The 13,030-nt window shown below is 62.7% G+C and carries 10 protein-coding genes; 3 read left to right on the top strand and 7 right to left on the bottom strand.

The features are described 5' to 3' along the window. From glgA to ENZ75_RS05905, 7 genes are all read right to left on the bottom strand, one after another. Window positions 1-1,391, bottom strand: a 1,391-nt coding sequence (glgA, locus tag ENZ75_RS05875) for a glycogen synthase GlgA (RefSeq protein WP_128277957.1), incomplete at its 3' end; no start/stop codon positions are given. A gap of 3 nt (window positions 1,392-1,394) precedes the next feature. Continuing rightward, on the bottom strand, window positions 1,395-2,660 hold the full coding sequence (gene glgC, locus ENZ75_RS05880; protein ID WP_013532699.1) for a glucose-1-phosphate adenylyltransferase: 1,266 nt from the start codon (window positions 2,658-2,660) through the stop codon (window positions 1,395-1,397). A gap of 52 nt (window positions 2,661-2,712) precedes the next feature. Continuing rightward, entirely contained in the window at window positions 2,713-4,926 is a 2,214-nt protein-coding gene (gene glgB / locus ENZ75_RS05885) for a 1,4-alpha-glucan branching protein GlgB (RefSeq protein ID WP_013532700.1), read from the bottom strand. A 108-nt stretch (window positions 4,927-5,034) separates the two neighbouring features. Further along, window positions 5,035-7,503: a glycogen/starch/alpha-glucan phosphorylase gene (locus ENZ75_RS05890; RefSeq protein WP_013532701.1), complete on the bottom strand. Its 2,469-nt coding sequence runs from the start codon at window positions 7,501-7,503 to the stop codon at window positions 5,035-5,037. A 232-nt stretch (window positions 7,504-7,735) separates the two neighbouring features. Then, window positions 7,736-8,518 (bottom strand): ATP-binding cassette domain-containing protein, encoded by a 783-nt coding sequence (locus ENZ75_RS05895; RefSeq protein WP_023760533.1) that lies wholly within the window; start codon window positions 8,516-8,518, stop codon window positions 7,736-7,738. Window positions 8,519-8,520: 2 nt separating this feature from the next. Next, window positions 8,521-9,582, bottom strand: coding sequence for an ABC transporter permease (locus tag ENZ75_RS05900; RefSeq protein ID WP_013532703.1), 1,062 nt, complete (start codon window positions 9,580-9,582; stop codon window positions 8,521-8,523). 159 nt (window positions 9,583-9,741) lie between these two features. After that, the gene (locus tag ENZ75_RS05905) at window positions 9,742-10,758 is read right to left on the bottom strand and encodes a sugar ABC transporter substrate-binding protein (RefSeq protein WP_024503693.1); all 1,017 of its coding nucleotides are present in this window, start codon (window positions 10,756-10,758) and stop codon (window positions 9,742-9,744) included. Window positions 10,759-10,986: 228 nt separating this feature from the next. Between ENZ75_RS05905 and ENZ75_RS05910 the strand changes: the two genes are divergently transcribed. The 3 genes from ENZ75_RS05910 to ENZ75_RS05920 all read left to right on the top strand — a co-directional run. Beyond that, a complete protein-coding gene (locus ENZ75_RS05910) occupies window positions 10,987-12,213 on the top strand; it encodes an ROK family protein (RefSeq protein WP_013532705.1) in 1,227 nt (408 codons plus the stop codon). After that, on the top strand, window positions 12,213-12,659 hold the full coding sequence (locus ENZ75_RS05915) for an RbsD/FucU domain-containing protein (RefSeq protein WP_013532706.1): 447 nt from the start codon (window positions 12,213-12,215) through the stop codon (window positions 12,657-12,659). The genes ENZ75_RS05910 and ENZ75_RS05915 overlap by 1 nt, the downstream gene beginning before the upstream one ends. Further along, window positions 12,656-13,030 (top strand): PfkB family carbohydrate kinase (locus tag ENZ75_RS05920; RefSeq protein WP_245481129.1); only part of this gene is annotated, 375 nt, incomplete at its 3' end. The genes ENZ75_RS05915 and ENZ75_RS05920, both read left to right, overlap by 4 nt.

Consider the following 13,030-nt stretch of genomic DNA (forward strand, 5'->3'; position numbering starts at 1 on the left):
CTCTTGTCCCACGACACATCGGCTTTCATGCCCTGGCGCTGCAGTGATTCCCAGACCGTCGGACTGGCATGGGCGTCGACGAGGCGGCGGATAGCGTGCAGCAAGGCGCCGCCATTGTTGGGCGCGAACTGGAAGCCGGTGGCGACGCCGGCAGAGACGGCAGCCTCATTGGCGTCGATGACCGTGTCGGCGAGGCCGCCGGTGCGCGCGACCACCGGCACGCAGCCATAGCGCAGGCCGTAAAGCTGCGTCAGCCCGCACGGTTCGAAGCGCGAGGGGATGACGATGGCGTCGCAGCCGCCCTGCATGATGTGCGACAGCCCCTCGTCGTAGCCGACGACGACGCCGATGCGGCCGCGATGCCTGGCGGCGGCGGCAAGCAGCGCGCCTTCGAGACCGGCATCGCCCGATCCCAGGATGGCGAGCCGCGCACCCGTCGCGACAATGCCGTCGACCACCAGCGCCAATATGTCCATGCCCTTTTGCCAGGTCAGGCGGCTGACCACGCAGACGATCGGGCTGTCATCGCGCTCAAGGCTGAAGCGATCCTCCACGGCAGCCCTGTTGGGTGCGCGCGCCTTCAGCGTGCTGCCCGTGTAGTTGGACACCAGATGCTTGTCGGTTTCCGGATCCCAGATGCCGGTGTCGATGCCGTTGACGATGCCATGGAGATCGCTGGAGCGCATGTTGATGAGGCCGTCGAGGCCCATGCCGAATTCGGGCGAGCGGATTTCCTGCGCGTAGGTCGGACTGACCGTGGTGATCGCCCAGGCGGCCTGCAGGCCCGCCTTGAGGAAGCCGACACCACCATAATATTCGACGCCGTCGAGCGCCATCGCCGCCGCCGGCAAGCCAAGCTCGCCGAAAATGCCGGCGCCGAACTGGCCCTGGAAGGCGAGGTTGTGGACGGTCATCATCGAAGGCACGCCGACCGCCTTGCCATAGCGCATATAGGCCAGCGTCATCGCCGACTGCCAGTCATGGGCGTGCACGATGTCGGGCTGGTAGCCCGAGATGGCGCCGCCGGCGATGTCGCCGCCGACCTGGCTCAACGCCGCGAAACGCCGCCAATTGTCTGGCCAGTCGACGCCGGTCGCATTGCCATAGGGGCCGCCGGGACGGTCGAACAGATGCGGCGCATCGAGCACGAACAGTTCGAGCCCGGCGAGTTGGACGGAATGGACAGAGGCCTTGCCGCCCTGCAGCAAGGGGTATTGCAGAACCGCCCGCTTTTTCTTGAAGGCAGCCATGACGGTCGGAAAGCCGGGCATGAGCGTGCGCACGGTCACGCCCTTGGCCGCCAAGGCAATGGGCAGCGCGCCGGTCACGTCGGCAAGCCCACCGGTCTTGATGAGCGGGAAAATTTCCGGCGTGACCGACAGAACCTGCATGCGTCAGAGCCCCAGCTTGTCGATCATGTCCTGGGTGACCAGGCAGATGCCCTTTTCGGAAACGCGGAAGCGCTTGGCGTCGAGAATAGGATCTTCGCCGACCACCAGCCCTTCCGGTATCCTAACACCATGGTCGATGACCACGCGCTTCAACTTTGCGTTCCGGCCGACATGAACGTCGGGCAGCATGACGACTTCTTCGAGCGTCGAATAGGAATTGATGCGCGCGCCGGTGAAGATCAGGCTTTTTTTCAGCGAAGCCCCCGAGACGATGCAATCGCCCGAAACCAGCGAAGACACAGCCGAACCGCGGCGGCCATCCTCGTCATGCACGAACTTTGCCGGCGGCTTCAATTCGGCATAGGTCCAGATCGGCCAGTCGCGGTCGTAGAGGTCGAGTTCCGGCGTGATATCGGTCAGGTCGATATTGGCTTCCCAATAGGCGTCGACCGTTCCGACGTCGCGCCAGTAGGCCTCGTTCTCGGCGGTCGAACGGACGCAGGACTTGGCGAAGCGGTGCGCGATCGCCTTACCGTGCTGGACGATATAGGGGATGATGTCCTTGCCGAAGTCGCGGCTCGAGCCCGGCTCGGCCGCATCGCGGCGCAACTGCTCCATCAGAAACTTGGTCTTGAAGACGTAAATGCCCATCGAGGCCAAGGCAAACTCCGGCTTATCGGGAATGCCGGGCGGATCGGCGGGCTTTTCGACGAAGGCGATGATGTTGTCCTTGCCATCGACATGCATGACGCCGAAGCCGGTGGCTTCCATGCGCGGCACTTCGAGGCAGCCAACGGTGACGTCGGCATTGGCGTCGACGTGCTGGCGAAGCATCATCTCGTAGTCCATCTTGTAGATGTGGTCGCCAGCCAGGATGACCATGTATTCGGGTCCGTAGGCCTCGATGATGTCGATGTTCTGATAGACGGCGTCAGCCGTGCCCTCATACCACTGCGTTTCCGAGACGCGCTGGCTGGCCGGCAGGATGTCGAAGCTTTCGTTTCGCTCTGGGCGCAGGAAGTTCCAGCCGCGCTGCAAATGACGGATCAGCGAATGTGCCTTGTACTGGGTGGCAACGCCGAGGCGTCGAATGCCGGAGTTAAGCGCGTTGGAGAGCGCGAAGTCGATGATGCGCGTCTTGCCGCCGAAATAGACGGCCGGCTTGGCACGCCGGTCGGTCAGTTCCTTGAGGCGGCTGCCACGGCCGCCGGCCAATACATAGGCCATGGCATCGCGCGCCAGCGGCTGGGTCCGTTTCAAGTCTGCCATTTCTACCCTCCCAAGTTACTCGATCTCGACATGTTACTCAGTGTCGATGGGTTCAGTCGGCGACGAGCTCGAGCATGATCGTGGACAGCGGCGGCAAGAGCATCGTCGCGGCGATGCTTCCTTCCTCCGCCCGTGCCTCGACCATGCCGCCATTGCCCTTGCCGGAACCGCCATATTCAGAAGCGTCGGTGTTGATGATCTCGCGCCATTTGCCTGATGTCGGCAACGGCACGCGATAATTATCGCGCGGCACCGGCGTGAAATTGGAAATGACGGCCACCGGGCTGCCGCCCGGCGCGCTGCGCAGCCAGGCAAAAACCGAATTCTGGCTGTCGTCGACGATCAGCCAGGAAAACCCTTCCGGTTCGCAGTCGCGGCCATGCAGCGCCGGGCGCGAACGGTAGAGATAGTTGAGATCGCGCACCGTCTGCCAAACGCCGCGATGCGGCCGGAATTCAAGCAGGTTCCAGTCGAGCGCGCGCGCCTCGCTCCATTCGCGGCGCTGCGCGAACTCCTGCCCCATGAAAAGCAGCTTCTTGCCGGGATAGCCCCACATGAAAGCGTAGTAGGCGCGTAGCGTCGCAAACTTCTGCCAGTCGTCGCCGGCCATCTTGCCAAGCAACGTGCCTTTGCCGTGCACAACCTCGTCATGCGAGAGCGGCAGCACGAAATTCTCCGAGAAGGCGTAGGTCAGGCCGAAGGTGAGGTCGTTGTGGTGGTGCTTTCGGAAGATCGGCTCCTTGGAGAAATACTCCAGCGTGTCGTGCATGAAGCCCATATTCCACTTGAAGCCGAAGCCGAGGCCGCCTTCATGCACCGGTGCCGAGACCTTCGGCCATGAGGTCGATTCCTCGGCTATGGTCATGACGCCCGGATGATGGCCGTAGACCTCCTTGTTCATCTTCTGCAGGAAGCTGACCGCCTCGAGATTCTCGCGGCCGCCCTTCTCGTTGGGGATCCATTCGCCGGCCTTGCGTGAATAGTCGAGGTAGAGCATCGAGGCGACCGCGTCGACGCGCAAACCGTCGACATGGTATTTCTCGGCCCAGAACAGCGCATTGTTGACCAGGAACGACACCACCTCGCGGCGGCCGAAATTGTAGATCGCGGTGTTCCAGTCGGGATGAAAACCCTTGCGCGGATCGGCATGTTCATAGAGCGCGGTGCCATCGAAATTGGCCAGGCCATGCGCGTCGACCGGGAAATGTGCCGGCACCCAGTCGAGGATGACGCCGACGCCGGCGCGGTGGGCGCCATCGACGAAACGGGCAAAGCCGTCCGGGTCGCCAAAGCGGGCCGATGGCGCGTAAAGGCCGGTCGTCTGGTAGCCCCAGGACGGGTCGTAGGGATGTTCAGAGATCGGCATGAATTCGATGTGGGTGAAACCGGTCTCAACCACATAGGGGATCAGCCGGTCGGCCAACTCGTCCCATGACAGGAACGTTCCGTCGTCGCGAAGCTGCCAGGAGCCGGCATGGACCTCGTAGATCGAGATGGCTTCTCGCCGGTGATCGGCATTGCGCCAGAAATTGCGATGCGCCTCGTCGCCCCACTCGTGCGCCGGCGGCACCGCCACGACCGAAGCAGTAGCCGGACGCAGTTCGGATTTGAAGGCGAACGGGTCGGCCTTCAGCGGCAGCCTCACACCATCGGGGCCGATGATCTCGTATTTGTAGGGTCGTCCGGCACCGATGTCGGGTATGAACAGTTCCCAGATGCCGGTGTCGCGGCGGTCTCGCATGGTGTGCCGGCGGCCGTCCCACTCGTTGAAGTCGCCGACCACCGAGACGCGCCGCGCATTGGGAGCCCAGACGGCGAAATGCACTCCGGTGGCGCCTTCGTGATCAATGACATGGGCGCCGAGCTTATCGAACAGCCTGAGATGCGAGCCTTGGGCGATGTAGTAATCGTCCATCGGGCCCAGCACCGGACCGAACGAATAGGGATCGGTCAGCCACCAGTCGCCGCCGGCGTTCCTGGCATGATAGCGCAGGGGTTGCCGCTTCTTGATCGAGAGCTTGCCTTCGAAAAAGCCGCCATCGTTGCGCCTGGACAGTTCACCCGCGATGGTGCCGGTCAGCGTGTAGGCGGTGACGAATTCGGCATTCGGAACAAAGCACCGGGCATACAGGCTCTTGCCGACCTCATGGACACCAAGGACGGCGAAGGGATCTCCGTGCGTGCCGGCAACAATCGCCGCAACATCGCCGGCTGGCGCCAGTCCATCCGGCCCGCTTGTCGCAGCGGTCGCGCGCGGCTTCTTCATCAGGCAGTGTCCCTCCCCGGGCACCAAGTGTTTGTTTCTAGTGATGTAAATCCAACATTCAAATTCACATCACCGGGACCACATTGTTTGCGGCCTCATGCAATCACATCAGACAGGCACGTTCCAGATTTCTTTCGCATATTGGCGGATCGTGCGATCGGAGGAGAACCAGCCGACACGCGCAACGTTGCGGATTGCCCGGGCGTACCAGTCGGGACTGTTGCGCCAGACCGCATCGACCTCACGCTGGGCGGCGGCATAGGCATCGAAATCGGCGGCAACCATGAACCAGTCGCTGTTGTAGAGACCGTTGATGAGATCGCGGTAACGCTCCGGATCGTCCGGCGAGAAGACGCCTGACGAAACAGCCGCAACCGCTTGCGCCAGCTCAGGCGAGCCTTCGATGACGGCGCGCGGATCGTAGCCGTTGTTGCGCCGCTCGGCGACCTCGGCGGTGGTCAGGCCGAAGATGAAGATGTTGTCGTCGCCGACGCATTCCTTGATCTCGACATTGGCACCGTCGAGCGTGCCGATGGTCAGCGCACCGTTCAGCGCGAACTTCATGTTGCCGGTGCCCGACGCTTCCATGCCGGCGGTCGAGATCTGTTCGGACAGATCGGCGGCCGGCATCATGATCTCGGCAAGGCTGACATTGTAGTTCGGCACGAACACCACCTTCAGCAGACCGCGCACGGCCGGATCGCGGTTGATGACCTTGGCGACATCGTTGGCGAGTTTGATGATCAGCTTGGCATTGTGGTAGCTGGGCGCCGCCTTGCCGCCGAAGAATTTCACGCGCGGCATCCAGTCGCGCTCGGGATGCGAGCGGATCTGGTCGTAGAGGGCAATCGCCTCGAGGATATTCAGAAGCTGGCGCTTGTATTCATGGATACGCTTGATCTGGATGTCGAAAAGCGCCGAGGGATCGACCTTGATGCCGAGCCGGTCGGCGACGAGGTTGGCCAGCCGCGCCTTGTTGGCTCGCTTGACGGCGGCGAACTTGTCGCGAAAGGCGGCATCGCCGGCGAAACCGTCGAGATCCTTGATGGCGTCGATGTCATCGAGAAAGCGGTCGCCGATCGCCTCGCGGGCAAGCGACGTCAGCCCGGGATTACACTGGATCAGCCAGCGCCGCGGCGTGATGCCGTTGGTCTTGTTGTTGATGCGATCGGGATAGAGCTTGTGCAGATCGGCGAACACCGTCTCCTTCATCAGGTCGGTGTGAAGCGCCGAAACGCCGTTGATCGAGTGCGAACCGACAAAGGCCAGATTGCCCATGCGCACCCGGCGGTCGCCATTTTCCTGGATCAGCGAGATGCGGCCGATCTGCTCGTCCGAGAACTGGTTGGACGCACGCGCCTCCAGAAGCACTTCAGCGTTGATGGCATAGACGATCTGCATGTGGCGCGGCAAAAGCCGCTCGAACAGCGGCACCGGCCAGCTTTCCAGTGCCTCGGGCAGCAGCGTGTGGTTGGTGTAGCCGAAGGTGCGCTGGGTGATGTCCCAGGCCTGATCGAAGTCCATGCCGTGGACGTCCATCAACAGGCGCATCAACTCCGGCACAGCGATGGCCGGATGGGTGTCGTTCAGGTGGATCGCAGCCTTGTCGGGCAAGGACTTCAGGTCGCCATATTGGCTGAGATGGCGCTGAACGATGTCCTGCAGCGATGCGGTGGAGAAGAAATATTCCTGCCGAAGCCGCAGTTCCTGCCCGGCCTTGTGGGAATCGGCGGGATAGAGCACGCGCGACAAGGCATCGGCCTTGTTGCTTTCGGCGAGCGCGCCGATGTGGTCGCCGGCATTGAACTTGTCGAGCAGGATCGGATCGACCGGCATGCCCGACCAGAGCCGCAGCGTGTTGACGCGGTTGGCCCGCCAGCCGACGACGGGCGTATCATAGGCGACGGCCAGCACATGCTCGGTCGGCTTCCAGACATGGCGTTCGAGGCGTCCGTCCTTGGAGGTGATCGATTCCACCGAACCGCCGAAACCGACCTCGAACGAGCGCTCACGGCGTTCGAATTCCCACGGGTTGCCGTGATCGAGCCAGGTTTCAGGCAATTCGACCTGCCAGCCGTCGTGAATCTCCTGGCGGAACATGCCGTTGGCATAGCGGATGCCGTAGCCATGCGCGGGAATGTCGACGGTCGCCATGCTTTCCATGAAGCAGGCCGCAAGCCGCCCGAGGCCGCCATTGCCAAGTGCGGCATCCGGCTCGAGTGCGGCGATGAGATCGAGATCGACGCCCAGGGACGACAGGGCCTCGCGCATGTTGTCCATCAGGCCGAGATTGGAGAAGGCGTCGCGCATCAGGCGGCCGATGAGGAACTCCAGAGACAGATAATAGACGCGTTTTTCCTTCTGATCGTACGCCTCCTTCGTCGCCTGCATCCAGCGATCGACGATCCGGTCGCGCACGACCTTGATCGAGGCGGTCAGCCAGTCGTACTGGGTCGCAACGGCGGTATCCTTGCCGACCCGGTATTTGAGGGCCACCAAGACTTCACGTGCGAGTGTCTTGGGATCAGGATTTTCGAGCAGTGGAGGAAGGGGTTCGGATGTCATCGCGCTCGTCATGATGCCTCTCGTGCGGTTGCCATGATCATACCGGCTTTCATCGCTCCTCCCAGCCCATGCTAGCTGATACCGCTATATATTCAATCGATTTAAACATGCCCGAACCGGCATGCCCCCTGCGGCAATTTGGCAATTCGCAAGTGTGACGCGCCAAGACGGTCGCGCGACGCGCTTCAAATTCCTGTTCCGTGCCTGCCGTGCCGCCAACCCTCCAGCACTTGGGCGACATGTATCAGGCCGCCAGCGCTGCCTCGGGCGGAACCTTTGCTCCGGTCATGAAGGCCACGGCATCGGACATCGTATATTGCTTGGGATCGATGACGCAGAGGCGACGGCCGAGCCGGTGGATGTGAATGCGGTCGGCCACTTCGAACACATGCGGCATGTTGTGCGAGATCAGCACGATCGGCAGGCCGCGCTTCTTGACGTCGAGGATCAACTCGAGCACGCGGCGGCTTTCCTTGACGCCAAGGGCGGCCGTCGGCTCGTCCATGATCACCACACGACTGCCGAAGGCGGCCGCGCGCGCCACCGCAACGCCCTGCCTCTGGCCCCCCGAGAGCGTTTCCACAGCCTGGCTGATGTTCTGGATGGTCATCAGGCCAAGCTCGGTAAGCTTGTCGCGGGCGCGCTTTTCCATCGCCGGACGGTCGAGCATACGCAGCCAATCGCCCAGAAAACCCGGTTTGCGGATCTCGCGGCCAAGGAACATGTTATCGGCGATCGAGAGCGCCGGCGACAGTGCCAGATTCTGGTAGACGGTCTCGATGCCGGCTTCGCGTGCCTCCATCGGCGATTTAAAGGCGACGGGTTTGCCTTCAAGCCGGATCTCGCCTTCGTCGGGCACGGCCGCGCCGGAAATCGCCTTGATGAGCGACGACTTGCCGGCGCCGTTGTCGCCGATGACGGCGAGGATTTCGCCGGGATAAAGGTCGAAGTCGGCATTGTCGAGGGCGGTGACACGGCCATAGCGCTTGATCAGGCCACGCGCGGTGAGGATGGGCTCCTGGGTCATGGTCATGCCGACACCTTTCTGATCCATTGGTCGACTGCCACGGCGCCGATGATCAGCACACCGGTGAGCAGCACCTTCCATTGCGGATCGGCGCCCAGCATGTTGAGGCCCATGGAAACGACGCCGACGATCATCGCGCCGAACAGCGTGCCCAGGATGGAGCCGCGTCCGCCGAAGAGGGAAATACCGCCGATCACCGTCGCGGTGATGGCCTGCAGATTGTAGTCGGTGACGGCAGCCGACGGCGAGATCGAGCCGTTGCGGCCAATGGAGACCCAGGCCGCGAAAGCGGCGATCAGGCCGGCCAAGGTGTAGACCGTCATCAACACCTTCTTGGTCTGGATGCCCGACAGCTTCGCCGCCTCCTGGTCATCGCCAACGGCGTAGACATGGCGGCCCCACGCCGTGTGATTGAGCACGTACCAGAGGATCATCACGAGCAGGACCGTGGCAATGACGCCGAGCGTCAGCACCGCAGTGCCGACCTTGAAGCTGATGGCAAAGAGATGCAGCAGCGGCGCCTGGGTATCGACGTCGGTGTCGCGGATCGTCTCGTTGGCCGAATAGATGAAGTTCGTGGCCATGACGATGTTCCAGGTGCCAAGCGTCACGATGAAGGGTGGTAGCTTCATGTAGGCGACAAGCACCCCGTTGAGCAGCCCGCAGGCGGCGCCGGCGGCAAGCCCGATCGCCACTGCGAGCGCGCTCGGCATGCCGTAGGAGACCGCGCAATTGCCCATGATCACCGCTGAAATCACCATGATCACACCAATCGACAGGTCGATGCCTGCGGTCAGGATGACCAATGTCTGCGCAGCCCCCAGAATGCCGATGATGGCGATCTGCTGCAGGATAAGCGTCAGCGTGTAGGACGAAAAGAAACGCCCACCGATGGTGATGCCGAAGACGATGATCGCCAGAACCAGGACGATCAGCGGCACCGCGGCCGGCGTCGAATGCAAGAAATGCTGGATACGCTTGACGGCCGATTTGTGCTCGTCAAAAGCAGCAACGCTGGTGTCGCTGCTCGAGAGAACCTTCTCGAATTCCTGAGCTTGAGCCATGTTTTCTCCCCGTAGGCTTCAGCCAAACGCCGACGCCAGTCCACGCCTTTCCGGTCTGCTGCCGGGATTGTTCGCGGTCACGCGAGCCATCGTCCACCCGAAGCAGCCGGGGATCAAGCCCCGACCGCTCAGGTTCCTTGGATGCCGGTCAGAACGGCATCAGCCCCAGCACTTGGCGAGGCCTTCCTTGGTGTCGATGGACTTGACGCCGGTGGCCGGCTTGTCGGTCACCAGGTTGACGCCGGTGTCGAAGAAGTTCTTGCCTTCGGTCGGCTTCGGCTTGGTTCCGTCCTTGGCAAAAGCGGCGATCGCCTCGATGCCGAGTGCAGCCATCTGCAGCGGGTATTGCTGCGAAGTGGCGCCGATGACACCTTCGGCCACCGACTTCACGCCGGGGCAGCCGCCGTCGACGGAAACGATCAGCACCTGGCTTTCGAGGCCGACAGCCTTGAGCGCCTGGTAGGCGCCGACAGCGGCGGGCTCGTTGATGGTGTGGATGACGTTGATGGTGTTGTCCTTCTGCAGGAGGTTCTCCATCGCCTTGCGGCCGCCCTCTTCGTTGCCGTTGGTGACGTCATGGCCGACGATGCGCGGATCGGTCTCGTCGCCGATCTTGTTGGGATCTTTTACATCGATGCCGTAGCCCATCATGAAGCCTTGGTCGCGCAGCACGTCGACAGTCGGCTGCGAAGGCGTCAGGTCAAGGAAGCCGATCTTGGCGTCCTTGGCCTTGTCGCCGAGCGTGGCGGCGGCCCAGGCCCCGATCAGCTTGCCTGCTTCGAGATTGTCCGTCGCGAAGGTCGCATCGGCGGCGTCGATCGGATCGAGCGGCGTGTCGAGCGCGATCACCAGCAGGCCGGCATCACGCGCTTTCTTCACGGTCGGCACGATGCCCTTGGTGTCGGATGCGGTGATCAGGATACCCTTGGCGCCATCGGCGATGCAGCTTTCGATCGCCGCGACCTGGCTCTCGCTGTCGCCGTCGATCTTGCCGGCATAGGTCTTGAGGTCGACGCCGAGTTCCTTGGCCTTCGCGGTCGCGCCTTCCTTCATCTTGACGAAGAAGGGATTGGTGTCGGTCTTGGTGATCAGGCAGGCGCCGACACCGGCCGCGGATGCGGACGAGGCAAACGCCATCAGCCCCAGAGCCGCGGCGGCAAACACGGTCGATTTCAACAATTTTGTATTGGTCACGATTTTCCTCCCAGTGGAACCATTCCGATGCCGGCCAACCGGCACCTGCAGCGCATCCAACGAAATTCTCCCAGCGTGGACGCTGCCTTAACAGACACCAGGCCGAAGCCCGTGTCAATAATTAAATCACTCTTATTTATTATTGACAGCATTGCTTCGTTCACCCATTCTGGCCCAAAAGCATTGAGGGGAAACGACGGGAGGAACAGGGTGGAAACGGCCATTGCGAGGCACGGTTCGCCCGAGGTGAATGACAGTCTCATTCACCGCGGCACCAACCAGAGCGGCATGCGCGACCACAATGAGCGGTTGGTGCTGTCGCTGGTGCGTCAACACGGCAGCCTGGCAAAATCCGACATCGCCCGCATGACCGGACTTTCGGCGCAGACGGTTTCCGTCATCATGCGCGAGCTGGAGGAAGAAAGCCTCCTGCTGCGTCAGGCGCCGTTGCGCGGCAAGATCGGCCAGCCTTCCATCCCGATGGCGCTCAATCCCGAAGGCGCTTTCTTCATCGGCCTGAAGATCGGCCGCCGCAGCGCTGAACTGGTGTTGATCGACTTCCTTGGCAATGTCCGTTCGATGCTACAGCATTCCTATCGCTACCCGGCGCCGCGCGAGACGGTGGACTTCGTCAGCAACGGCATGCGGCAGATGCGCGGCGAGCTGACGCCCGCGCAAGACAAGCGCATCGCCGGGCTGGGCATCGCCATGCCGTTCGAATTGTGGAACTGGGCCGATACCGCCGGCGCCCCGCGCGACGTGATGGACGAATGGCGTCACCGCGACATCAGGGCCGACATCCAGGCGCAATGCGATTTTCCGGTCTATTTGCAGAACGACGCCACGTCGGCCTGCGGCGCCGAACTCGTCTTCGGGCAGGCGGGCGCTGCGCGTGACTTCGTCTATTTCTATATCGGCGCCTTTGCCGGTGGCGGCATTGTGCTGAACGGCCGGCTTTTCGGCGGCCCGACCGGCAATGCCGGAGCGCTCGGCTCCATGCCCGTGCCCGGGCCGGACGGCAAGCCGACCCAACTGATCGATGTCGCTTCCATCGCCATGCTCGAAAAGGCGCTCAATGCGCGCGGCATCGAGGCCTCGCATCTGTGGACCTCGCCGGACGACTGGGGCGAGATCGGACCCGAACTCGACGGCTGGATCGCCAGCGCCTCAAGGGCGCTCGCTTACGCCATCGTCGCCGCATCCTCGATCATCGATTTCGAAGCGGCGGTGATCGACGGCTGGATGCCGAAGGCGGTGCGCCGCCAGCTGGTCGACGCCATCATTGCGGCAATCGCCACGATCGACGGCGAAGGCTTGAAGCTGCCCGCCATTCGCGAGGGAACCGTCGGTATCCATGCCCGGGCGCTCGGCGGCGCCAGCCTGCCACTTTCCGAACGCTTCCTGATCGGCTCGACGACGATTTCCAGGAGCGCCTGATGCTGATCGGAATCCCGGCGCTGCTCGGTCCGGAGCTTCTGGCGATCCTGCGCGGCATGGGCCATGGCGACGAAATCGCCCTTGTCGACGGAAACTATCCGGCGGAACAGCAGGCAACCCGACTGGTACGCGCCGATGGCCACCCTCTTATCCCGGTACTCGATGCGATATTGAGTGTCCTGCCTGTCGATGACGCCGTGCCGGAGGCGCTGTTTCGCGCCTCGGTCCGAGGCGATCCCTCGCTTGCCGATCCTGTCCATCATGAGATCGAAGCGATCTGCGCCAAACGGGCGCCAGGCCGCAAGGTGGTTGCGCTGGCCGGCGCCGACTTCTATGCACGGGTCAAATCGGCGCATGCCATCGTCGCGACAAGCGAGCCGCGGCTCTACGCCAACATCATCATACGCAAGGGCGTGATCTATCCGCCGGAGACCAAGAAGCCATGATCCTCTGCTGCGGCGAAGCCCTGATCGACATGCTGCCGCGCACGACGACAGCGGGCGAGCCGGCCTTTGCGCCTTATGTCGGCGGCGCCGTATTCAACACGGCAATCGCACTTGGCCGGCTCGGCGCGCCGGCCGGCTTCTTTTCCGGCCTGTCGTCGGATCTGTTCGGCGGCCAATTCCGGGATGCGCTTGGGGCGAGCAAGGTCAGTTCCACCTATGCACACACCTCGCCACGGCCAACCACGCTGGCCTTCGTCAAGCTCACCAACGGCCAGGCGACGTACACTTTCTATGACGAGAACACCGCCGGACGCATGCTGACGATCGACGATTTGCCGCAGCTCGGCAACGAGATCGAAGCCATGCTGTTC

It is taken from the genome of Mesorhizobium sp. M7A.F.Ca.CA.002.04.1.1, assembly GCF_004022805.1.
GTDB lineage: Bacteria > Pseudomonadota > Alphaproteobacteria > Rhizobiales > Rhizobiaceae > Mesorhizobium > Mesorhizobium ciceri.

What these genes read in the sequence shown, in the direction of transcription:
- ENZ75_RS05890 (WP_013532701.1), bottom strand. Translation starts at nt 7,503, where the DNA reads ATGACGAGCGCGATGACATCCGAACCCCTTCCTCCACTGCTCGAAAAT.
- glgB (WP_013532700.1), bottom strand. Translation starts at nt 4,926, where the DNA reads ATGAAGAAGCCGCGCGCGACCGCTGCGACAAGCGGGCCGGATGGACTG.
- ENZ75_RS05915 (WP_013532706.1), top strand. Translation starts at nt 12,213, where the DNA reads ATGCTGATCGGAATCCCGGCGCTGCTCGGTCCGGAGCTTCTGGCGATC.
- ENZ75_RS05895 (WP_023760533.1), bottom strand. Translation starts at nt 8,518, where the DNA reads ATGACCCAGGAGCCCATCCTCACCGCGCGTGGCCTGATCAAGCGCTAT.
- ENZ75_RS05900 (WP_013532703.1), bottom strand. Translation starts at nt 9,582, where the DNA reads ATGGCTCAAGCTCAGGAATTCGAGAAGGTTCTCTCGAGCAGCGACACC.
- glgC (WP_013532699.1), bottom strand. Translation starts at nt 2,660, where the DNA reads ATGGCAGACTTGAAACGGACCCAGCCGCTGGCGCGCGATGCCATGGCC.